Source organism: Ancylobacter aquaticus (assembly GCF_004339465.1).
GTDB lineage: Bacteria > Pseudomonadota > Alphaproteobacteria > Rhizobiales > Xanthobacteraceae > Ancylobacter > Ancylobacter aquaticus.
Genome location: NZ_SMFY01000001.1, coordinates 316883 through 338074, shown reverse-complemented (window position 1 = coordinate 338074; position 21192 = coordinate 316883). Strand labels below are relative to the sequence as shown.

Genomic DNA, 21192 nt, shown 5'->3' with positions numbered 1-21192 from the left:
CGCTCCTTGCAGCGTTCGCTGCCGCCGCGCCCGCTCAGCCCCGCCTGCAGGGGCGCGCGCGCCGCTTTCCATCACGTGCATTCAATCGCCCCCGTTCACCAGCCCCGCCATCTTAGCCACGAAGTCGGAAACGGCGTCGTCGAAGCTGCGGTTCTTTTTCTCGTCGCCGAACTCCGGCACCATCAGCGCCAGGGTCCGCATCGTCGACGCCCCGCCCACCTCCGGCAGCCGGCCGGGATGGGCGGCCTGATAGGCGGCGAGAAACCGTTCCTGCTCCGCCGGGCTGAAATGGCACACCCGCAGGATGGTCGGCAGATGCCGCGCCGGCAAGGGCGTGTCGTAGCTGGGGCTCGTGACCTGGGTCACGAAGCTGCGGTGCTTGCCCAGTGCCGCCGCCAGCCGCTGGCGCGTGCCGGAGGGTCGGTTGTCGAGAATGTCGGAGAGAAGGGTCTTGTAGGCGATCACCGCCTCGTCGCTGGTCTCGCGCGCCATGCCTAGGCGCGCCCCGGCGGCAGGGCTGGGAAAGCGGCGCCCAGCGCCGCGCGCAACGCGGGAAGGCGCCTCGGCGCCACCGAGAGCCCATCGAGGCCAAGGGCAAGGAGGCGGCCGACCGCCGCCGGCTCGGCGGCGAGGTCGCCGCACAGCGACACCGGGCGGCCAAGCGCGCGGGCCGCCGCGCAGATGAGGTCCAGCAGCCGGAACATCGCCGTCTCCGCTCCCGCATAGAGAGGCGCCACGGCAGGATTGTCGCGCGCCGCCGCTGCGAGATACTGCATCAGATCGTTGCTGCCCACGGAAAAGAAGGCCGCCTGCCCAAACAGGTCGAGCGTCAACGCCGCCGCCGGCACCTCCACCATGATGCCGAGCGGGGGCCGCCTGCCCTCGATTCCCTGCCGCGCCAGCCGCACCGCCTCCTCGTCGAACAGCAGCGCCATCGCCGCAAGTTCGGCCGGCAGCGTCACCATGGGCAGCAGCACGCTGACCGGGCCATGCGCCGCCGCGCGGATCAGCCCGCGCGCCTGGATGCGGGCGAGATCGGGATGGGCGAGCAGAAAGCGCACCCCGCGCGTGCCCAGCACACCGGCGGGGTCGCCCTCGGTAAGGCCCGGCAGCGCCTTGTCGCCGCCGAGATCAAGCATGCGCAACGTCACCGGCTTGCCGGCGAGATGGTCGAGGACGCGGCGGTAGACCGCCAGGTGCCGCTCCTCGCTCAGCGCCTCGGCGGCGCTGGTGAGCAGAAACTCGGTCCGCACCAGACCGACGCCGTCCACCACAGCGGGATCGAGCGTGTCGAGATCTGCCAGCGTGTCGAGATTGGCGAACAGGAAGGGCCGGTCGGGGACGGCCGAAGCGGCGCGAAGCGGCTCCCATGCGGCGGGTTCGCACGCAGGGACGGGCGAAAGAAGGGGCGCGAGGTCGGGCGCGGAGGGCGACGCGGCCTGTCGCGCATCGGGGTGGAGGCAGGCCATTCCCCGTGTGCCGTCCACCAGCAGCGGCTCGCCGGTCTCTCCCGGCAGCGCCCCGAGACCGACCACCATCGGCACGCCGCGCGCCCGCGCCAGCAGGGCGACATGGCTCGCCGTGCTGCCCGCACCAAGCGCGATGGCGCCGCCGCTCGACCAGTCATGGGCGAGAAACACGCTGGGCGGCATGTCGCGCCCGACATAGACCGCGCCGGGCGGGAAGTCGGCGCGGGTGCGGCCGGCGAGCGCGTCGAGCACGCGGTGCTGAAGGTCCATCAGGTCGACGGCGCGCAGCACGAAAGGGTCGCCATGGGTTGCTTCGCCCTCACCACCCCCACCGGCCATCTCGTCGATCTGATCGTTCAGCGCCGCCGCGAAGGCCAGGGCCGCTCCCTCGCCCGCGCCGATGCGCGCCAGGGCGGGGGCCAGCAGTTCGCCATCGAGCAGCAGCTCGATCTGGAAATCGAGAATGCCGGCGCTTTCCGGGTCGGCGCGGGCGGAGAGTTCGCGCAGTTCGTGAACCGCCCGGCTCACCGCCGCTTCCAGCGCCGCACGGGCATCGGACCCGTTGCCGGCAAGGCCGGACGGCGCCGGCGGTTCGCCCGCCCGGTGGACCGGGCCCACTGCCCGGCCGGGCGAGGCGGGGTGGCCGCGAAAGTCACGAGGGGCGGCCATCGGCACGCCCCGCCTTGCGATCCTCGTCGAAATTGCGCCGCACCAGCCCGCTGAGCGCCGCGATAGCCTCCTCCGCACGTGCTCCTTCAGCGCGAATTCTGATCTTAGTCCCGCGCCTTATGCGGGCCCCGATGATTTTGACGATGCTCTTGCCATTGAGCCACTCGCCCGATCCGTCCACCGCCACCTCGATGGTGCAGGGAAAGGTCTTGGCAAGTCGGGTGAAGGCGACCGAGGGGCGCGCGTGCAGCCCCACCCCGTGCGTGACCTCCACTTCGGCCTGGCAGCGATGGGCGGAAGGCCGCCCGATGGAGGGAGCGATGTCGGCCATCACGCGGACAACTCTTCGGCCGTAGCCACCACCCGCGCCAGCGTCGAGCCCCCCGACGCCTCCGCCGCCGCCACCACGGCGCCCTCCACCAGCGGGGCGTTGCAGATGGCAATTCTGGCCGCGCGCGCCGGCCCGAGCATCTCCACCGCCGCCTCGCTATTGGTCTCCGCCCCGCCGAGGTCGACGAAGATGGCGACGCCCGCCTCCGACCATGCCGCCTCGATAGCTGCCAGAATGCCGGCGACATGGGTGCCGAGCCCACCCTCCACATTGCCGCCCGTCCAGGCGAGCGGCACGCAGTCGCCCACCATCTGGCGCACCATGTCGGCAGCGCCCTGCGCCACCAATGGCGAGTGCGAGACGATCACGATTCCCACATTGGCGATGCGCGCGGGGGTCATGACGGCGCTTGCTCCTTGAAATAGTGGCAGATGGTCATGGTGAGCAGGGCGCAGCTCGACGCGCCGGGGTCCTCGTGACCGATCGAGCGCTCGCCGAGATAGGACGCCCGGCCCCGCCGCGCCAGCATCATTTCCGTTCCCCGCGCCGCGAGGCGGGCGCATTCGGCGATGCGGACCGGGGCGGCGTGGCTGGCTAACTCCGCCTGCACGGGATAGAGCACATCCAGCAGCGTCTTGTCGCCCGGCCCGGAGCGACCGCGCCGCGCCACCGCCGTAACCGCCACAGCGAGGACGGCGGCGAAATCGGTCTCTTCCTCCCGGGCGTCAAGCTCCCGCACTGCCAGCTCCCGGGCGGCCAGATCCCGGGCGGCAAGGCCGCGCCCGAGCTCCATCAGCAGCGTGCCGTAAAGCGGTCCTGCCGCGCCGCCGATGCTCATGACCAGCACCAACCCGATACGTTCCAGCGCCGCCGGCAGCGGCAGGACGGAAATCGCGTCGCGCTCGCGATACACGGCCTCCAGACCGCGCCGCATATTGGCGCCATGGTCGCCATCGCCGATCGCGCTGTCGAGCCGGCCGAGATGCTCGCAGTGAAGCTCGATTTCCTCACGGCACAGACCAATGAGTGCGCTGAGATCGGCGGCATCGAGCGGCATCGGCTCCCTCCCAGCTTCCCGGCTCAGCCGCGCGCAGCCAGCGCCTCGAACACCTTGGCCACCGCCAATGCGCCGGGATCGGGCGACCCTTCCAGATCGCGCGCGGCGACATAGGCCGCCCGTCCGGCCCGCGCCCGTACCATTGCCTTCGTCGCCTCGGCCCCTGCCGAGGCGGCTGCGGCAGCGCCCGTGAGATCGCCGGCCGAGAGCGCCCTGAGGGCGGGATCGAGCGCGTCGATCATGGTGCGGTCGCCGGGCACGGCGCCGCCATAGAACACCACCCGATCAAGGCCGGCCAGCAGCGCGGCCGGGAGTTCCCGCCCTTCCCCGCGCGCCTGCGCGGCGGCGGTGAAGAAGATGGAGAGCAGCACGCCGCTCGATCCACCCATGGCGGTGCCGAGTTCCGCGCCGATGGCCTTGAGGGTCGCCGCAACATCGGCAAGCGGCAGTGTGGGGAGCTTTGAGTCGATGGCGCGGGCGCCGTTGGAGACCGTTGAACCTGTATCGCCATCGCCGGCGCGGGCGTCGAGCCGGTTGAGTTCCTCCTCCAGCCCGATCAGCGTGGCGCAGACGTTGCGGATCACCGCCTCGGCGGCCGCGTCCGTGCTGGCCGCAGACGCCTCGGCCGCCGGCGCGGACGGCGCAGCCAGCACCTCGACCCTGCTGGGCGCGACCGCCGGGCGCCAGGCGAGCGGCTCGGCCGGGGCGGTCAATGCTGCCGTGCGGTCGGCGTCGAGCCGCAGGAAGGAAAGCGAGAAGCCGTTCATGTTCAGCGCGGTCATCAGCGCCGCCGGGCCGATCACCAGCTTCACCCCGCGCCCGAGCAAAGACGCCAGCAGCGCCTCGGCGATCAGGCTCATCTCCAAAGGCGGCACGGCGCCGAGATTGTTGATCAGCAGCGCATAGTCGGCGTCAGGGTCGAGCCGGGCCGCGAGGCGCGCGCTCATCAGCGCGACGATGTCGCCGGCTGGCTGCAGCGGGATACGCTCCACACCGGGCTCGCCATGGATGCCGAGGCCGAGTTCGCCCTCATCGGCGCCCAGCCGGGCCTCGAAAGGCTGGCCGGGAATCGAGCAGGAGGACAGCGACACGCCAAGCGAGGCGATGTCCGCCGCCGCCGCGCGCGCCGCCGCCGCCACCGTGGCGAGATCAGCGCCCGTCTCGGCGAGATGGCCGGCGATCTTGTGGACGAACAGCGTGCCGGCGACGCCGCGCGGCTGGGGGATATCGGGCAGCGCGATGTCGTCCGCGACGATCGCCATCTCGACCTTGAAGCCCTCCATGCGGGCGCGCTCGGCGGCGAGGCCGAAATTCAGCCGGTCGCCGGTGTAGTTTTTCACCACCAGCAGGCAGCCGGGCTTGCCGGTCACGGCGCGGATGGCGGTGAGCACCGCCTCGACGCTGGGCGAGGCGAAGATTTCGCCGGAAACGGCAGCGGTCAGCAGCCCCTTGCCGACGAAGCCGGCATGGGAGGGCTCGTGACCAGCGCCGCCGCCTGAGACCACGGCAACCTTCGATTTGTCCCAGTCGGCGCGCAGGACGACCTTGATGTCGGGATAGGTGTCGAGCCGGGCCAGCCGGCCGGGCGGCGTCGTGCGCAGCAGCCCGTCCAGCGCTTCGGTGACGATGCTGTCCCGCCGGTTGAAGAAATGTTTCATGGCTGCCTTCCCATCCGTTCGACGCGACATACGGCGCGTGACCGTTCGTCTTTACGCATGTCCGCTACACAAGCCGCTGGCCGTCCCTGCCGAAATAGAGCGGATTCTTCAAGGACAGGCTGATCGGGTCACCGGGTGCCACCGCCATATCGGGATCGGCGAGCGTCACCAGCTTTTGCTCGCCTAGCTTGATGTGCAGGTGGTTCTGGTCGCCGAGATGCTCGATCCAGTCGATCCGCGCATTGCCCCCCTCCTCCCGCGCGATGGCGATGTGCTCCGTCCGTGCGCCGATGGTCTTCGTCCCCGGCGGCATCTCCACGCCGGGCAGCAGGCCGGCGGGCAGCAGATTGATGTGCGGCTGCCCGAGCCGCGCCGCGACGTGGAGATTGGCCGGATCGGCATAGATCTCGCGCGGCGTGCCGATCTGCACGAGACGCCCCTCGGCGAGAATGCCGATGCGGTCCGCCATGGTCATCGCCTCGATCTGATCGTGGGTGACATAGAGCAGCGTCGCGCCGAGGTCCTTCTGGATGCGCTTCAGTTCCAGCCGCAGTTCGCCGCGCAGCTTGGCGTCGAGCGAGGAAAGCGGCTCATCCATGAGGTAAATGGAGGGTCGGCGCACCAGCGCCCGGCCGATGGCGACGCGCTGCATCTCACCGCCGGACAGGCGGGTCGACCGGCTCTCCAGCTTGTGGTCGATGCGGACCATCTTCGCCACCTCGCGCACCCGCGCGTCGATGGTGGCGGCATCCATTCTGCGCGCGGGGGAGCGCAGCGGAAAGGCGAGGTTCTCGTACACGGTCAGGTGCGGATAGAGCGAATATTGCTGGAACACGAAGGCGACGTCGCGGCTCGCCGGGGCGAGCCCCGCCATCGGCCGCCCGCCAATGCTCACCGTGCCGGCGTCCGGCGTCTCGATGCCGGCGATGAGGCGGAGCGTGGTGGTTTTTCCCGCGCCGGTGGGGCCGAGGAGAACCACGAACTCGCCATCGGCGATGTGCAGGTCTATGCCGTCGACCGCGCGCTTGGCCCCGCCTTTGCCAAAGCTCTTGGTCATGCCCTTGAGCGTCACATCAGCCATGGCGGGCCTCCTGGCGCAGCGCACCCTCGTGAAGGACGGACGGGATCACCCGGCCGGAGCCGGCGTCGAACAGCGACAGCCGCTCGCTCTTGAAGGTGAGGCCGACCGGCTCGCCGATGCTGAAACTCTGCTCGGCCGGGAGCCGCGCGCGCACCAGCCCGCCCTCGATTTCCACGGTCACGATCTGGTTGGTGCCGAGATATTCGCTGCCATAGACCGCGCCGCGCAGCGGCGAGGCGTCGGAGAAACGCACATGCTCGGGCCGCACGCCGAGCGCCAGTTCGCCGGGCGCGACATCCCTGCGCAGTTCCGGCATCTCCACCTCCGCCGCGCCGATGCGCGCCACGCGTGCGCCCTTGGGCAGCCCCGCCTTGAAGCGGATGAAGTTCATGGGCGGCGAGCCGATGAAGTCGGCGACATAGATGGAGGCGGGGCGGTCATAGATTTCCTGCGGCGTGCCGAACTGCTCGATGACGCCATGGTTCATCACCGCGATCTTGTCGGCCATCGCCATGGCCTCGATCTGGTCGTGGGTGACATAGACCGTGGTGGCATGGATGCGGTTGTGCAGTTCGCGCAGCTCGCGCACCATCACCTCGCGGAACTCGGCGTCGAGCGTGCCGAGCGGCTCGTCCATCAGGAAGCACATCGGCCGGCGCACGATCGCGCGGCCGAGCGCCACCCGCTGGCGGTCGCCGCCGGCGAGGCCCGACACCGGATGATCGAGGATGTGGTCGATCTGGAGCAGGCGCGCGGTTTCCTCCACCCGCGCCTTGATCTGCGCCTTCGGCACGCCCTGGGCGAGCAGCGGGAAGCCGATGTTCTTGCGCACATTCATGTGCGGGTAGAGCGCGAAGAGCTGGAACACGAAGGCAATGTCGCGCTCGCTCGCCCGCCTGTAGGTCACGTCCTCGCCGGCGAGGCGGATGGTGCCGCCCGTCGGCAGTTCCAGCCCGGCGATCATGCGCAGCGTCGTGGTCTTGCCGCAGCCGGAGGGGCCGAGCAAGGCGAGAAACTCGCCGTCCTCGACGGTGAAGGTGGAATCCTGCACGGCGACGAACTCGCCGAACGCCTTGCGCAGATGCTCGACCCTGATCTCGGCCATGCGCCTACTCCGGGAATTTGGACACGATCATGAACATGAACGTGCCGGCGAGAAGGGTGACGAGGGAATAGGTGTAGAGGACCAGCAAGAAGGGCTGGAACAGCATGAGGAAGCCGAGCGCGATCACCGTGACGGCGACCGCCTCCATCGGCCCGCGCCGCAGGAAGAAGGGGCGGCGGGGCTTGGCGGGGGTGAGGCTGTGCGGGGTAAGACTTTGGTCCGTCATTTGCGCACCGCCCCGAAGGTGATCCCACGCAGGAGCTGCTTGCGCAGCAGGATGGTGAAGACAAGGATCGGCACGAGGAAGATCGTCGTGCCCGCCGCCACCGCCGGCCAGTCCTGCCCGCCCTCGCCGATGATGGTGGGGATGAAGGGCGGCGCGGTCTGGGCGCTGCCGGAGGTGAGCAGCGAGGCGAAGGCATATTCGTTCCAGGCGAAGATCAGGCAGAAGATGGCGGTGGCCGCGATGCCGGTGGTCGCCTGCGGCAGCACCACCTTGCGGAACGCCTGAAGGCGCGAATAGCCGTCGATCATCGCCGCCTCCTCATATTCGCGCGGGATCTCGTCGATGAAGCCCTTGAGCAGCCAGACGGCGAGCGAAACGTTCACCGCCGTGTAGAGCAGCATCATGCCGAGCGCGGTGTCCGACAGGCCGAGCTGCCGGTACATCAGGTAGATCGGGATGGCGACGGCGATGGGCGGCATCATCCGGGTGGAGAGGATGAAGAACAGCAGATCATCGGCCAGCGGCACCTTGAAGCGCGAGAATCCATAGGCCGCCAGCGTGCCCAGCCCCACGGCGAGGAAGGTCGAGCCGAAGGCGATGATCAGCGAATTGGCGAAGCGCGGCAGGAAGTTGGACGATCCGGCGATCACCATGTTGCGCTGCCGTGTGACGGCATCGCACACGCCGTCCGGTTCCGGCAGCGAGGCGATGTATTCCGCCGTCTGCCGCGTGCGGGTGGTGAACAGGTTGCAATAGCCCTCGATCGAGGGGGTGAAGAGGATTTTCGGGGGATAGGAGATCGAGTCCGGCGGCGACTTGATCGAGGTGAGGAAGATCCACACCAGCGGGACCATGGTGACGACGGCGTAGACGATCACCAGCGTCGCGGCGATGCGCTTGGAGCGCGAGCTGGGCTCGACGACCGAATGGGCGGCGTTGACCGAGGTTGTTTTGGCGGACGGTGCTTTGGCGGAGCTCATCGCTGCTTCACCCTGTTGAGCGCCTTGACGTAGATGTTGGCGAGGCCGAACACCGCGACGAACAGCACGATGGCGAAAGCCGAGGACCGCCCCGTCGCCCACGCCTCGAAGGCGTCGCGCTTGAGCGTGATGGAGGCGACCTCGGTGGTCGAGCCGGGCCCGCCGCCGGTGAGCAGGTTCACCATGTCGAACATCTTGAAGTTCTCGATGCCGCGAAACAGCACCGCCAGCATGATGAAGGGCAGCGCCATCGGCACGGTGATCGACCAGAACTGCCGCCAGTTCGAGGCACGGTCGACCTCGGCCGCCTCGTAGATGTAATCGGGGATGGAACGCAGCCCGGCGAGGCAGATCAGCATCACATAGGGCGTCCACATCCAGGTATCGACGATGATGATCGCCCAAGGCGCCAGGTTCACGCTGCCGAGCATCTGGATCTCGGAGGTCGGGATGCCGGTGAGGAACGAGACCGCATAGGCGAACAGGCCGATCTGCGGCTCGTAGAGGAAGCGCCAGAAATTGCCGACCACCGCCGGCGACAGCATCATCGGAATGAGGATCAGCGTCGTCCAGAAGGCATGGCCGCGAAACTTGCGGTCGATGAGATAGGCCAGCGCGAAGCCGATCAGCGTCTGCAGCAGGATGGTCCAGAAAACGAAATGCGCGGTGGTCTGCATCGACACCCAGATGTCGGGGTCGTTGAGCACCCGCGTGTAATTATCCAGCCCGACATGCTTGACCTCGGCATTGGGCCGGTTGGCGCGGAAATTGGTGAAGGACAGGTAGATCGCCCAGAACAGCGGGAAGATGTTGATCGCCAGCAGCAGGACGATGGTGGGGGCGATGAACAGCCAGGCGATGGCCCGGTCCGAAAGCGCCCTCACCCTCACCACGAGGCGTTCCGGCGTCGCCCGCGCAGCCACCTCGGCGGCCTTGTCGGCATAGGAGTTGGGGGATGTTGTCACGCGCGCACTCGCTGGCGTCGGCTGAAAAAGGGGCGACCCGGTCAGGTCGTTGATGCGACCGGGTCGCCGTCGGGAGGAAGCGGAGCCTTCTCCCTCTCCCTGACGGGGAGAGGGTTGGGTGAGGGGTCTTCGACGCTTCGCAGGCGCGTCCCCCCTCACCGACCCGCTTCGCGGGCCAGCTCTCCCCCTAGGGGAGGGGATAAGGACAACAAAGACGTCAGATCTTGCCGTCTTCCTTGAAGATCTCGGTCCAGTCCTTCTCCAGGCCGTCGAGCGCTTCCTTCGCCGTGCCCTTGCCGGCGACGACATAGTCATGCACCCGCTTCTGCATCGCCTGCAGCAGCTCGGCATAGGAGGGCTCGGCCCAGAAATCCTTCACGATCGCCATGGATTCCAGGAAGGCCGGGGCATAGGGCTGGCTGGCCTTGAAGCCGGGCGCGTCGACCACCGCCTTCAGGCAGGAATAGCCGCCGAGCTGCCACCATTTGGCCTGCACGTCCGGCTGGGCGAACCACTTGATGTATTGCAGCGCGGCGTCGCGCTTGTCGGAATAGGACACGACCGAGATGCCCTGCCCGCCGAGCTGGGCGAAATGGAACTTCTCCGCCGGGTTGGGGAAGAACCCGATGCGGTCGCCGCCGACCTTCTCGTCCTTGTAGAGGCCGGGCCAGGTGAAGGCGAAGTTCATCTGCATCGCCACCTGGCCGGATTTGAAGGCGTCGGCGGCCTCGACCATGTAAACATTGGAGGCGCCCGGCGGGGTGCAGCAATCATACAGGGACTTGTAGAATTCGAGGCCCTTCACCGCGTCCGCCGAGTTCACATAGCCCTGCATGTCATAGGGCTTCTTGGGGTTTTCATACATGAAGCCCCAGTCATAGAGGACGTTTGTCACGCCCATGGTGATGCCTTCCGAGCCGCGCTCGGTGTAGATCGAGGCGCCATAGACGGTCTTGCCGTCGATCTGCCGCTTCTGGAAGAATTCGGCGATCTGCTTGAGCTGGTCATAGGTCTTCGGGGCGGCGAGGTCCCAGCCATACTTGGCCTTGAACTCCTTCTGGATTTCCGGGCGCTCGAACCAGTCCTTGCGGTAGGTCCAGCCGACCACGTCGCCCATCGCCGGCAGGGCCCAGTAGTTCGGCGTGTTCTTCGGCCATTCGGAATAGCCGACGACTGTCGCGGGAACGAAGTCATCCATCGAGATGCCTTCCTTCGCGAAGAAGTCGTTCAGCTTCACATAATGGCCGTTCTCGGCCGCGCCGCCGACCCACTGGCTGTCGCCGATGATGAGGTCGCACAGCTTGCCGCGCGAGTTGAGCTCATTGAGGAAGCGGTCGGCATAGCTCGTCCACGGGACGAACTCGAACTTCATGTCGATGCCGGTCTTGGTGGTGAAATCCTTGGAGAGTTCGACCAGCGCATTGGCCGGGTCCCAGGCCGCCCAGCACAGCGTGAGCTGCTCGGCCTTCGCGGCCTGCGGTGTCGACATCAACGCACAGACGGCCGTCGCCCCGAGAAGGGGTATCCACTTCTTCAGCATGCTCTCCTCCCAGAGAACGAAGGGCTTTTTGCCCTCTCGATAGCCTCACGCCGGCACGACCCGCGCCGGTTCGATTTAGCATTATGTTTAGTTATGTCCAATTTGCTCAACATGACAAGAGCAATTCGTTGCTGCACTGCAACGGTGCGGGGGGACCGTCGGCAGCGCGTGCGCTGACCGCAGCGAAAGCTCCGGCCCACCACCGGACCGGCGAATCCCCGCCGTTCCGCCGGGAGCCCTGGCGAGCGTGCCGCATCGGGCCGGGGACGAGCGGCCAAGCTGCGACGCAGACACGCGCTCTGGCATGCCAGAAAGCGGCCACAATTGCTGCATTGCACCTAAACGAAGGTTCGTTTCTTTCGCTTTTTGCGCTATTGCGAGCCCATATGGTTTCGTATAGCGTCGATACGAAGATAAAAACGAAAGCACTCCTGACGTAAACGAGTGCTGCGGGAGAGACGCTTGAACGCTCGGATTCTCGACGAGATTTACGACCTTGCGATCATAGGCGGGGGCGTGAATGGCTGCGGCATCGCGCGTGACGCCGCCGGCAGGGGCGTGTCGGTCGTGCTGCTGGAACAGGGCGATTTCGCCGGCGCCACCTCCTCCGCCTCGACCAAGCTGATCCATGGCGGCCTGCGCTATCTCGAACAATACGAGTTTCGCCTCGTGCATGAGGCCCTCGCCGAGCGCGAAGTGCTGTGGGCCATCGCCCCGCACATCATCCGCCCGCTGCGCTTCGTGCTGCCGCACCATGCGGGCCTGCGCCCCGCCTGGCTGCTGCGCCTCGGCCTGTTCCTCTATGACCATCTCGGCGGGCGAAAGCTCCTGCCCGCCACCCGCACCCTGGACCTGACGCGCGACCCCGCCGGCCGGCCGCTGCGCGAGGGCTACCGCCGCGCGTTCGAATATTCCGACTGCTGGGTCGAGGACAGCCGCCTTGTCGTGCTGAACGCGCTCGACGCCGCCGAGCGCGGTGCCGACATTCGTCGCGGCACCCGCGTGATTTCGGCGAGCCGCGAGGCGGAGTTCTGGCGCGTTGAATTTGAAGAGGACGGGACGCGCCGCGTCGTCAATGCGCGGGTGCTGGTGAACGCCGCCGGCCCCTGGGTGCACGAGGTGCTGGCCCATGTGCTGCGCGCCAACTCGCCGGCCAATGTCCGCCTCGTGCAGGGCAGCCACATCGTCGTGCCACGGCTGTACGAGCACGACCGCGCCTACATCTTCCAGAACGCGGACGGGCGCATCATTTTCGCCATTCCCTATGAGCAGGACTTCACGCTCATCGGCACCACCGACCGCGATTTCGGCCGCACGCCGAGCCCGCCGGTCGCGAGTGAGGAGGAGATCGCCTATCTCTGCGCCGCCGCCAGCGAGTATTTCCGCCAGCCGGTGACGCCGGGCGATGTGGTCTGGACCTATTCGGGCGTGCGCCCGCTTTACGATGACGGCGCCTCCAAGGCGCAGGAAGCCACCCGCGATTACGTGCTCGAACTTGACGACCAGGACGGGCGCGTGCCGGTTCTTTCGGTGTTCGGCGGCAAGATCACCACCTATCGCCGCTTGGCCGAACACGCGATGCAGAAGCTGGCGCCCTTCCTGCCCGGCGCTTCCAAAACCTCGTGGACCGGCACCGCGCCGCTGCCGGGCGGCGATTTCGGCGTGCACGACCAGCCGCGCGTGGTCGCCCAGCTCCTGCGCGCCCATCCCTGGCTCGACGAGCATCTCGCCCGGCGCCTGGTCGTCGCCTATGGCACGCGCGCCATGCGTATCCTCGACGGCACCCGCTCCACACACGATCTCGGCCGCGTCTTCGGCGCCGACCTGACCGAGGCGGAAGTGCGCTATCTGATGCGCGAGGAATGGGCCCGCACCGCCGAGGATGTACTATGGCGGCGTTCCAAGCTCGGCCTGCGCTTCTCGCCCGACGAAATCACCGCGCTCAACGCCTTCATGGCCGAGAGCGCCCTTCATGGCGCATCGCCGGCCTCGCTGCGGGGAGTTGCGCAATGACGCTCGAACTCGATCACGTCTCGCTCAGCGTGCGCGGCGCGCCCTTCATCAAGGACGTTTCGCTGCGGCTGGAGCGCGGCAGCCTCAACGTGCTGCTCGGTGCCACCCTTGCCGGCAAGACCAGCCTCATGCGGCTGATGGCGGGGCTCGACGCCCCCACCACCGGGCGCGTACGGATGGAGGGGCGCGACGTCACCGGCGTTTCGGTGAAGAAGCGCAGCGTCGCCATGGTCTATCAGCAGTTCATCAACTACCCCTCGCTGACGGTGTACGAGAACATCGCCTCGCCGTTGCGGGTCGCCGGCCTGCGGAAGGCCGAGATCGAGGAGCGCGTCCTCTCCGCGGCGAAGCTGCTGAAGCTCGACCCCTATCTCCAGCGCACCCCGCTGGCGCTGTCGGGCGGCCAGCAGCAGCGCACCGCCATCGCCCGCGCGCTGGTGAAGCGCGCCGATCTCGTCCTGCTCGACGAGCCCCTTGCCAATCTGGACTACAAGCTGCGCGAGGAGCTGCGTGAAGAACTTCCGCGCATCTTCGCCTCCACCGGCGCGGTGTTCGTGTACGCCACCACCGAGCCGACCGAGGCCCTGCTGCTGGGCGGCCACACCGCCACGCTGCTGGAAGGCGCCGTGACGCAGTTCGGCCCGACCGCCGAGGTCTATCGCCGGCCCGCAAACCTGCCGACCGCACGGGTGTTCTCCGACCCGCCGCTCAACGCGCTGCGCGTGACCAAGCAGGCGCACACGGTGCTGATGGAGAACGGCACCGTGCTGCCGGCAAGCGGGGCGCTGGCGCAGGTGCCGAACGGCGTCTACACGATCGGCGTGCGCGCCCATCATCTCGGGGTGGAAGATGTCGCCACCGCCGAGCGCACGCTCGCCGGCAACGGCCTCATCCGGCTTGGCGCCACCATTGCCGTGACCGAGGTCACGGGCTCGGAAAGCTTCCTGCACATGGACATGGGAGCGGAGCGTCTCACCGCCCTCGTTCCCGGCGTGCGGCGGCTGGAGCCCGGCGCGCCGGTGGAGGTGCTGATCGACCCCCGCCGCATCCTGCTGTTCGACGCCGAGGGACAGGCCATCGCGCCCGCCCGCGACGCGGCGGCTGCCTGAGGGAGAGCACCATGGCCAGCATCACCCTCGACGGTCTCGCCCATGCCTACCGACCCGATCCGCGCGGCCCGCAGGACTACGCGCTCAAGGAAATCAACCATGTCTGGCGGCAGGGCGGCGCCTATGCGCTGCTCGGCCCTTCCGGCTGCGGCAAGACCACGCTGCTGAACATCATCTCCGGTCTCGTGGTGCCGACACGCGGAAAAATCCTGTTCGACGACCGCGATGTCACAAGGCTGCCGACCGAGGCGCGCAATATCGCGCAGGTGTTCCAGTTTCCGGTCGTCTACGACACGATGACGGTGCGCGAGAACCTCGCCTTCCCGCTGAAGAACCGCAGGATGCCGCGCGAGGCCATCGCCCGCCGCGTCGAGGAGATTGCCAGCCGGCTCGACCTGACCTCGGTGCTGGATCGCAAGGCCTCCAACCTCACCGCCGACGCCAAGCAGAAAATCTCGCTGGGGCGCGGGCTGGTGCGCGAGGATGTCGCCGCCATCCTGTTCGACGAGCCGCTGACCGTCATCGACCCGCATCTGAAATGGCAGCTGCGCTCCTCGCTGAAGGAACTGCATCGCGCGCTCGACCTGACCATGATCTATGTCACCCACGACCAGACCGAGGCGCTGACCTTCGCCGACACGGTGGTGGTGATGCACGACGGCGCCGTGGTGCAGACCGGCACGCCGGAAGAGCTGTTCGAGCGCCCGGCCCACACCTTCGTCGGCCATTTCATCGGCTCGCCGGGCATGAACGTGCTGCCGGCAAAGGTCGAGGGCCGCACCGCGCATGTGGGCGATGTCGCCATCGCGCTTGATCGCGGCTACTCCGCTTTGCCTCGGGGCGAGCGGATCGAGCTCGGCGTGCGGCCGGAATTCGCCACGCTCGCCGCGCCCGGAACCGGCTTGCCGGTGAAGGTGACGCGCATCGAGGATATCGGGCGCGCCCGCATCGCCCGCATCGAGATTTCAGGCAATCCCGCCGCCGCCATGGTGCCGGAGGAATTGTCGCTCGATGGCGACAGCGCCGGCCTCACCCTCGATCCCCGGCAGATCCACATCTATGCCGACGGGGTGCTGGTGCCCGGCGAAGCAGCAAGCCGCGAGGGAGCCGTTTGATGGACAAGCCCGTCAACAACCGCGCCTGGCTGCTGGTCGCCCCGGTGTTCCTCATCGTCGCCTTCTCGGCCATCCTTCCGATCATGACGGTGGTGAACTATTCGGTTCAGGACACCTTCGGCAACAACCAGTTCTTCTGGAACGGGCTCGGCTGGTTCCAGGAACTGCTCGATCCCTCGACCGAACTGGGCGGGCGCTTCCTCGACGCCCTGTGGCGCAATTTGCTGTTCTCCGCGATCATCCTCGCCATCGAGGTGCCGCTCGGCATCCTGGTCGCGCTGTCCATGCCGCGCGAGGGCTGGAAGGTCGCCGCCACGCTGGTGATCATGGCCCTGCCGCTGCTGATCCCGTGGAACGTGGTCGGCACCATCTGGCAGGTCTTCGCCCGCGCCGATATCGGCCTTGCCGGCTGGGCCATCAACGCGCTCGGCATCGACTACAATTACACGGGCGACCCGCTGGCGGCCTGGATCACCATCGTGGTGATGGATGTCTGGCACTGGACCAGCCTCGTGGCCCTGCTGTGCTATGCCGGCCTGAAGTCCATCCCGGACGCCTATTACCAGGCCGCGCGCATCGACGGCGCCTCGCGCTGGGCCATCTTCACCACCATCCAGCTGCCGAAGATGAAGCGGGTGCTGCTGATCGCCGTGCTGCTGCGCTTCATGGACAGCTTCATGATCTACACCGAGCCCTTCGTGCTCACCGGCGGCGGCCCCGGCAACGCCACCACCTTCCTGTCCATCGACCTCGTCAAGATCGCGCTGGGCCAGTTCGACCTCGGCAAGGCGGCGGCGATGAGCCTGGTCTACAACCTCATCGTGCTCGCCCTGTGCTGGGTGTTCTACACGGTGATGACAAACGCCGGCACCGAGCGCCGGCACGAGGAGAACCCGGCATGAGCTCGACCTCGCAGCCCTCCTCGCGCGCCGGCGCCTTCGTCATGGCGCTGTATCTCGCCTTCCTGATCCTGCCGATCTACTGGCTCGTCAACATGAGCCTGAAGACCAATTTCGAGATCAACACGACGGTCTCGCTGTGGCCGAACGAGATCACCTTCGAGCACTACATCAAGATCTTCACCGATTCGAGCTGGTATTCGGGTTACATCAATTCGCTGACCTATGTGGCGCTGAACACCATCATCTCGATCACCCTGGCGCTGCCGGCGGCCTATGCCTTCTCGCGCTACAGCTTCGTGGGCGAAAAGCACCTGTTCTTCTGGCTGCTGTCGAACCGCATGGCGCCCCCCGCCGTGTTCGCCCTACCCTTCTTCAATCTCTATTCGGCCATCGGTCTGTTCGATACGCCCTGGGCCGTGGCGCTGGCGCACTGCCTGTTCAACGTGCCCTTGGCGGTGTGGATCCTGGAGGGCTTCATGTCCGGCGTGCCGCGCGAGATCGACGAGACGGCGGCGATCGACGGCTATTCCTTCCCGCGCTTCTTCATCAAGATCTTCATGCCGCTGATCGCGAGCGGCATCGGCGTCGCCGCCTTCTTCTGCTTCATGTTCTCCTGGGTGGAACTGCTGCTGGCGCGCACGCTGACCGCCACCAACGCCAAGCCGATCGCGGTGACGATGACCCGCACCGTCTCCGCCGCCGGCATGGACTGGGGCCTGCTCGCCGCCGCCGGCGTGCTCACCATCATCCCCGGCGCGCTGGTGATCTGGTTCGTGCGCAACTACATCGCCAAGGGCTTCGCCCTGGGGAGGGTGTGATGGCTGATAACTCCTTGGCTATTGCCGACGTCAAGATATGGGCCGAAACAATATTCTCGGCCTTGGAAAAATCGGGCATCACCACCGTTCCGATTAATGATCAATATTACCGCGCCGTCGCCGGAAACATTTTCGATCTCAGCGAGAATGATGAATGGGGCGTAGGCGACGTTTGCGATGACATCGTTGATCTGCGCAGTGCGATGGCCGACTACAACGCCAACGAAGGCATGGTGCTTTGGGACGCTCTGGAGCACTTGCAGGGCATCGTGGGCTTTTTGGCCCATACGGCCGAGAGCACGGGTGCCGTCGCTTTCCTCAAGAACGATGGGGAGGCGTGACGTGGAACAACTCGCCGAGAACACCGCCTGGATGGCGTGGACCTGGCCGACCGCGGCGTTCTTCGCCGTCATCGCCAGCCTCCTCCTCGTATTCACCGTGCTGGCGCTGTGGCGCCCCGAGCGCGCCCGCGTCGGCGTGCTGGGCATTCCCACCACGCGCGGCGACCGGCTGTTCATCACGCTGCTGGGCAGCGCCTTCATCAATCTCGCCTGGCTGGCCCTGGTGGGACCCAATCTCGGCTGGGCGCTCGCGCTCTGCCTTGTCTACGCGCTGGCGGTGTTCCGCCTCGTGTGAGTTCGCCTAAGCGGCATGAAAGCCGCGGAATTCTGGGAAGAAACGGGAGGAAAGACCATGTTGCCGTCTAAGAGCCGAGGCCGGCTTCTGCTGGCCGCCAGCGCCGTGGCGCTGATCGCCTTTGCCGCGCCCGTCCGCGCGGACGAGGCCGCCGCCAAAAAGTGGATCGACAGCGAATTCCAGCCCTCCACGCTCTCCAAGGACGAGCAGATGCGTGAGCTGGAATGGTTCATCAAGGCTGCCGAACCGTTCAAGGGCATGGAGATCAACGTCGTCTCCGAGACCATCACCACGCATGAATACGAGGCCAAGGTCCTCGCCAAGGCGTTCTCCGAGATCACCGGGATCAAGCTCACCCACGACCTCATCCAGGAAGGTGACGTCGTCGAGAAGATCCAGACGCAGATGCAGTCGGGCAAGAACATCTACGATGCGTGGGTGAACGATTCCGATCTCATCGGCACCCATTTCCGCTACAAGCAGGCCGTGCCGCTGACCGACTGGATGGCTGGCGAGGGCAAGGACGTCACGTCGCCGTCGCTCGACCTGCCGGACTTCATTGGCATCTCCTTCACCACTGCGCCCGACGGCAAGGTGTACCAGCTCCCCGACCAGCAGTTCGCGAACCTCTATTGGTTCCGTTATGACTGGTTCACCAATCCGGACATCAAGGCCAAGTTCAAGGCCAAGTACAATTACGAACTCGGCGTGCCGCTGAACTGGTCCGCTTATGAGGACATCGCCGAATTCTTCACCAATGACGTGAAGGAAATCGACGGCGTCAAGGTCTACGGCAACATGGACTACGGCAAGAAGGACCCCTCGCTCGGCTGGCGCTTCACCGATGCGTGGCTCTCCATGGCCGGCAATGGCGATCGCGGCCTGCCCAACGGCAAGCCGGTCGACGAATGGGGCATCCGCATGGAAGGCTGCCGCCCCACCGGCTCGACCGTCGAGCGCGGCGGCGACACCAACGGCCCGGCGGCGGTCTATTCCATCGCCAAATACATCGAGTGGCTCAAGGCCTACACGCCGCCCCAGGCCGCCGGCATGACCTTCTCCGAGGCCGGCCCGGTTCCCGCCCAGGGCAACATCGCCCAGCAGATGTTCTGGTACACCGCCTTCACCGCCGACATGGTGAAGCCCGGCCTGCCGGTCATGAACGCCGACGGCACGCCGAAATGGCGCATGGCCCCCTCGCCCAAGGGCGCCTACTGGAAGGACGGCATGAAGCTCGGCTACCAGGACGTCGGTTCCTGGACCCTGCTCAAGTCGACCCCGGTCGACCGCCGCAAGGCGGCCTGGCTCTACGCCCAGTTCGTCACCTCCAAGACCGTCTCGCTGAAGAAGAGCCATGTCGGCCTCACCTTCATCCGCGAGAGCGACATCTGGGACAAGAGCTTCACCGAGCGCGCGCCCCAGCTTGGCGGCCTGATCGAGTTCTACCGCTCGCCGGCCCGCGTGCAGTGGTCGCCCACCGGCGCCAATGTCCCGGACTACCCCAAGCTGGCGCAGCTCTGGTGGCAGGCGATCGGCGATGCCTCCTCCGGCGCCAAGACCCCGCAGGCGGCCATGGACTCGCTGGCGCTCGCGCAGGAATCGGTGATGGAGCGCCTGGAGCGTTCCGGCGTGCAGGGCGAATGCGGCCCGAAGCTGAACGCCAAGCAGCCGATGGAATACTGGGTCAATCTCGCCAAGGAATCGGGCAATCTCGCGCCGCAGCCCAAGCTCGCCAACGAGAAGCCGCAGGGCGAGACCATCGACTACGACACGCTGATCGGCTCCTGGCCCGCCACCCCGCCGAAGAAGAACTGACGCGGGTCAGCTGATCCCGGCGCCGGGGCATCGGGAGCGCATCAAGGCTCCGCCCCGGCATCTCGTCCCGGACGTCCGCCGTCCGGGGCCCCCTTTGCCCGTCATGCCGTCGCCCGACGGCATCCCGCCCGACATGGACACTCATCCCGGACAGGTGCGAACCTTCCGGGATGACGCCTTTTCGCGGAGCGCCACGTGACGACCCATCTTCTCGCCATCGACCAGGGCACCACCTCTTCGCGTGCCATCCTGTTCCGGCCCGACACCTCCATCGTGGCGCAGGCACAGCAGGAATTCCCGCAGCACTTCCCCGCTTCCGGCTGGGTGGAGCACGAGGCGGAGGACCTCTGGCGCACGACCCTCGCCACCTGCCGCGCCGTGATGGAACAGGCTGGCCTCACGGCCGCCGACATCGCCGCCATCGGCATCACCAACCAGCGCGAAACCACCGTGGTGTGGGACCGCAAGACCGGCGCCGCCATCCACCGCGCCATCGTCTGGCAGGACCGGCGCACCGCCGATCTCTGCGCCCGCCTGCGCAGTGAAGGGCACGAGCCGCTGGTCAGCGAGCGGACCGGCCTGATCCTCGACCCCTATTTCTCCGGCACCAAGATCGGCTGGATCCTCGACCACGTGCCGGGCGCCCGCGCCCGCGCCGAGCGGGGCGAACTCGCCTTCGGCACCGTCGATAGCTGGCTGCTGTGGAAGCTCACCGGCGGGCAGGTGCACGCCACCGACGCCACCAACGCCGCCCGCACCTTGCTGTTCAACATCCACACCGGCGCCTGGGACGACGATCTGCTGGCCCTGCTGCGGGTGCCGCGTTCCATGCTGCCCGAGGTGAAGGACTGCGCTGCCGATTACGGCACCACACAACCGGAAGTCTTCGGCGGCGCCATCGCCATTGGCGGAATCGCCGGCGACCAGCAGGCCGCCACCGTCGGCCAGGCCTGTTTCCAGCCGGGCATGATCAAATCGACCTATGGCACCGGCTGCTTCGCCCTGCTCAATACCGGCCCGACCGCCGTCATGTCGCAGAACCGCCTGCTCACCACCATCGCCTACCAGCTCGGCGGAAAGCGCACCTATGCGCTGGAAGGCTCCATCTTCGTCGCCGGGGCGGCGGTGCAGTGGTTGCGCGACGGGCTCGGCATCCTCAAGAACTCGGCCGAGAGCGAAGCGCTTGCGGAGGCCGCCGACCCGGCCCAGCAGGTCTATCTGGTGCCCGCCTTTGTCGGCCTCGGCGCGCCGCACTGGAACCCCGATGTGCGCGGGGCGATGTTCGGCCTCACCCGCAATTCCGGCCCGGCGGAATTCTGCCTCGCCGCACTGGAGAGCGTCTGCTACCAGACCGCCGACCTGATCGCGGCGATGAACGCCGACTGGGCGCGCTCGGGCGCGCCGGGCCACCGCACGCCGGTGCTGCGCGTCGATGGCGGCATGGTGGCCTCGAACTTCGCCATGCAGCGCCTGTCGGACCTGCTGGCCGCGCCGGTCGACCGGCCGGTGATCCGCGAGACGACGGCGCTGGGCGCCGCCTATCTCGCCGGGTATCACGCCCACATCATGCCGGCGCCGGGGCGCTTTGCCGACAGCTGGCGGCTCGACCACCGCTTCGATCCGGTCATGCCGGCGGAAACCCGCGAGACCAAGCTCGCCGGCTGGCGCGACGCGGTGCGCCGCCTCACCTTGCCCTGAGCGAC

At 67.3% G+C, this 21192-nt stretch carries 21 protein-coding genes; 9 read left to right on the top strand and 12 right to left on the bottom strand.

Going from position 1 to position 21192, the window contains the following annotated elements; all coding sequences use genetic code 11:
* Positions 1-81: 81 nt before the first annotated feature.
* From EV667_RS01660 to EV667_RS01605, 12 genes are all read right to left on the bottom strand, one after another.
* A complete protein-coding gene (locus tag EV667_RS01660; protein ID WP_131833600.1) occupies positions 82-492 on the bottom strand; it encodes a hypothetical protein in 411 nt (136 codons plus the stop codon).
* 2 nt (positions 493-494) lie between these two features.
* The gene (locus tag EV667_RS01655) at positions 495-2138 is read right to left on the bottom strand and encodes a putative PEP-binding protein (protein WP_131833599.1); all 1644 of its coding nucleotides are present in this window, start codon (positions 2136-2138) and stop codon (positions 495-497) included.
* A complete protein-coding gene (locus tag EV667_RS01650; RefSeq protein ID WP_131833598.1) occupies positions 2122-2469 on the bottom strand; it encodes an HPr family phosphocarrier protein in 348 nt (115 codons plus the stop codon). The genes EV667_RS01655 and EV667_RS01650 overlap by 17 nt, the downstream gene beginning before the upstream one ends.
* The gene (gene dhaM / locus EV667_RS01645) at positions 2469-2870 is read right to left on the bottom strand and encodes a dihydroxyacetone kinase phosphoryl donor subunit DhaM (protein WP_131833597.1); all 402 of its coding nucleotides are present in this window, start codon (positions 2868-2870) and stop codon (positions 2469-2471) included. The genes EV667_RS01650 and dhaM overlap by 1 nt, the downstream gene beginning before the upstream one ends.
* Positions 2867-3526, bottom strand: coding sequence for a dihydroxyacetone kinase subunit DhaL (gene dhaL / locus EV667_RS01640; RefSeq protein WP_131833596.1), 660 nt, complete (start codon positions 3524-3526; stop codon positions 2867-2869). Before dhaL ends, dhaM begins: the two co-directional genes overlap by 4 nt.
* 23 nt (positions 3527-3549) lie before the next feature.
* Positions 3550-5184 (bottom strand): dihydroxyacetone kinase subunit DhaK, encoded by a 1635-nt coding sequence (locus EV667_RS01635; protein ID WP_131833595.1) that lies wholly within the window; start codon positions 5182-5184, stop codon positions 3550-3552.
* Between the two features lie 64 nt (positions 5185-5248).
* Positions 5249-6265: an ABC transporter ATP-binding protein gene (locus EV667_RS01630; protein ID WP_131833594.1), complete on the bottom strand. Its 1017-nt coding sequence runs from the start codon at positions 6263-6265 to the stop codon at positions 5249-5251.
* Positions 6258-7370: an ABC transporter ATP-binding protein gene (locus EV667_RS01625; protein WP_131833593.1), complete on the bottom strand. Its 1113-nt coding sequence runs from the start codon at positions 7368-7370 to the stop codon at positions 6258-6260. The genes EV667_RS01630 and EV667_RS01625 overlap by 8 nt, the downstream gene beginning before the upstream one ends.
* 4 nt (positions 7371-7374) lie before the next feature.
* Positions 7375-7596, bottom strand: a complete 222-nt coding sequence (locus EV667_RS01620) for a hypothetical protein (protein WP_131833592.1) — start codon at positions 7594-7596, stop codon at positions 7375-7377.
* The gene (locus tag EV667_RS01615) at positions 7593-8576 is read right to left on the bottom strand and encodes a carbohydrate ABC transporter permease (RefSeq protein ID WP_131833591.1); all 984 of its coding nucleotides are present in this window, start codon (positions 8574-8576) and stop codon (positions 7593-7595) included. The genes EV667_RS01620 and EV667_RS01615 overlap by 4 nt, the downstream gene beginning before the upstream one ends.
* Positions 8573-9541, bottom strand: coding sequence for a carbohydrate ABC transporter permease (locus EV667_RS01610; protein ID WP_165901529.1), 969 nt, complete (start codon positions 9539-9541; stop codon positions 8573-8575). Before EV667_RS01610 ends, EV667_RS01615 begins: the two co-directional genes overlap by 4 nt.
* Positions 9542-9758: 217 nt before the next feature.
* Positions 9759-11081, bottom strand: coding sequence for an ABC transporter substrate-binding protein (locus EV667_RS01605; protein ID WP_131833590.1), 1323 nt, complete (start codon positions 11079-11081; stop codon positions 9759-9761).
* Between the two features lie 462 nt (positions 11082-11543).
* Between EV667_RS01605 and glpD the strand changes: the two genes are divergently transcribed.
* From glpD to glpK, 9 genes are all read left to right on the top strand, one after another.
* Positions 11544-13094: a glycerol-3-phosphate dehydrogenase gene (gene glpD / locus EV667_RS01600; RefSeq protein ID WP_131833589.1), complete on the top strand. Its 1551-nt coding sequence runs from the start codon at positions 11544-11546 to the stop codon at positions 13092-13094.
* Positions 13091-14203: an ABC transporter ATP-binding protein gene (locus tag EV667_RS01595; protein ID WP_131833588.1), complete on the top strand. Its 1113-nt coding sequence runs from the start codon at positions 13091-13093 to the stop codon at positions 14201-14203. The genes glpD and EV667_RS01595 overlap by 4 nt, the downstream gene beginning before the upstream one ends.
* A gap of 11 nt (positions 14204-14214) precedes the next feature.
* Entirely contained in the window at positions 14215-15318 is a 1104-nt protein-coding gene (locus tag EV667_RS01590) for an ABC transporter ATP-binding protein (protein WP_131833587.1), read from the top strand.
* On the top strand, positions 15318-16220 hold the full coding sequence (locus EV667_RS01585) for a carbohydrate ABC transporter permease (RefSeq protein WP_131833586.1): 903 nt from the start codon (positions 15318-15320) through the stop codon (positions 16218-16220). The genes EV667_RS01590 and EV667_RS01585 overlap by 1 nt, the downstream gene beginning before the upstream one ends.
* Positions 16217-17038, top strand: a complete 822-nt coding sequence (locus EV667_RS01580; RefSeq protein WP_131833585.1) for a carbohydrate ABC transporter permease — start codon at positions 16217-16219, stop codon at positions 17036-17038. The genes EV667_RS01585 and EV667_RS01580 overlap by 4 nt, the downstream gene beginning before the upstream one ends.
* A complete protein-coding gene (locus tag EV667_RS01575) occupies positions 17038-17379 on the top strand; it encodes a hypothetical protein (RefSeq protein WP_131833584.1) in 342 nt (113 codons plus the stop codon). Before EV667_RS01580 ends, EV667_RS01575 begins: the two co-directional genes overlap by 1 nt.
* Before the next feature lie 31 nt (positions 17380-17410).
* Positions 17411-17674, top strand: coding sequence for a DUF2160 domain-containing protein (locus EV667_RS01570; RefSeq protein WP_245516062.1), 264 nt, complete (start codon positions 17411-17413; stop codon positions 17672-17674).
* A 57-nt stretch (positions 17675-17731) separates the two neighbouring features.
* Positions 17732-19489, top strand: a complete 1758-nt coding sequence (locus EV667_RS01565) for an ABC transporter substrate-binding protein (protein WP_131833582.1) — start codon at positions 17732-17734, stop codon at positions 19487-19489.
* A gap of 195 nt (positions 19490-19684) precedes the next feature.
* Positions 19685-21187 (top strand): glycerol kinase GlpK, encoded by a 1503-nt coding sequence (gene glpK, locus EV667_RS01560; protein ID WP_131833581.1) that lies wholly within the window; start codon positions 19685-19687, stop codon positions 21185-21187.
* The last annotated feature ends 5 nt before the right edge of the window (positions 21188-21192 follow it).

Excerpts from the sequence above, each read along its gene's own strand:
- EV667_RS01635 (WP_131833595.1), bottom strand. The coding sequence starts at position 5,184 with ATGAAACATTTCTTCAACCGGCGGGACAGCATCGTCACCGAAGCGCTG.
- EV667_RS01580 (WP_131833585.1), top strand. The coding sequence starts at position 16,217 with ATGAGCTCGACCTCGCAGCCCTCCTCGCGCGCCGGCGCCTTCGTCATG.
- EV667_RS01605 (WP_131833590.1), bottom strand. The coding sequence starts at position 11,081 with ATGCTGAAGAAGTGGATACCCCTTCTCGGGGCGACGGCCGTCTGTGCG.
- EV667_RS01590 (WP_131833587.1), top strand. The coding sequence starts at position 14,215 with ATGGCCAGCATCACCCTCGACGGTCTCGCCCATGCCTACCGACCCGAT.
- dhaL (WP_131833596.1), bottom strand. The coding sequence starts at position 3,526 with ATGCCGCTCGATGCCGCCGATCTCAGCGCACTCATTGGTCTGTGCCGT.
- EV667_RS01655 (WP_131833599.1), bottom strand. The coding sequence starts at position 2,138 with ATGGCCGCCCCTCGTGACTTTCGCGGCCACCCCGCCTCGCCCGGCCGG.
- EV667_RS01570 (WP_245516062.1), top strand. The coding sequence starts at position 17,411 with ATGGCGTGGACCTGGCCGACCGCGGCGTTCTTCGCCGTCATCGCCAGC.
- dhaM (WP_131833597.1), bottom strand. The coding sequence starts at position 2,870 with ATGACCCCCGCGCGCATCGCCAATGTGGGAATCGTGATCGTCTCGCAC.
- EV667_RS01630 (WP_131833594.1), bottom strand. The coding sequence starts at position 6,265 with ATGGCTGATGTGACGCTCAAGGGCATGACCAAGAGCTTTGGCAAAGGC.
- EV667_RS01615 (WP_131833591.1), bottom strand. The coding sequence starts at position 8,576 with ATGAGCTCCGCCAAAGCACCGTCCGCCAAAACAACCTCGGTCAACGCC.
- EV667_RS01595 (WP_131833588.1), top strand. The coding sequence starts at position 13,091 with ATGACGCTCGAACTCGATCACGTCTCGCTCAGCGTGCGCGGCGCGCCC.
- EV667_RS01625 (WP_131833593.1), bottom strand. The coding sequence starts at position 7,370 with ATGGCCGAGATCAGGGTCGAGCATCTGCGCAAGGCGTTCGGCGAGTTC.
- EV667_RS01585 (WP_131833586.1), top strand. The coding sequence starts at position 15,318 with ATGGACAAGCCCGTCAACAACCGCGCCTGGCTGCTGGTCGCCCCGGTG.
- EV667_RS01620 (WP_131833592.1), bottom strand. The coding sequence starts at position 7,596 with ATGACGGACCAAAGTCTTACCCCGCACAGCCTCACCCCCGCCAAGCCC.
- EV667_RS01650 (WP_131833598.1), bottom strand. The coding sequence starts at position 2,469 with ATGGCCGACATCGCTCCCTCCATCGGGCGGCCTTCCGCCCATCGCTGC.
- EV667_RS01660 (WP_131833600.1), bottom strand. The coding sequence starts at position 492 with ATGGCGCGCGAGACCAGCGACGAGGCGGTGATCGCCTACAAGACCCTT.
- EV667_RS01565 (WP_131833582.1), top strand. The coding sequence starts at position 17,732 with ATGTTGCCGTCTAAGAGCCGAGGCCGGCTTCTGCTGGCCGCCAGCGCC.
- EV667_RS01575 (WP_131833584.1), top strand. The coding sequence starts at position 17,038 with ATGGCTGATAACTCCTTGGCTATTGCCGACGTCAAGATATGGGCCGAA.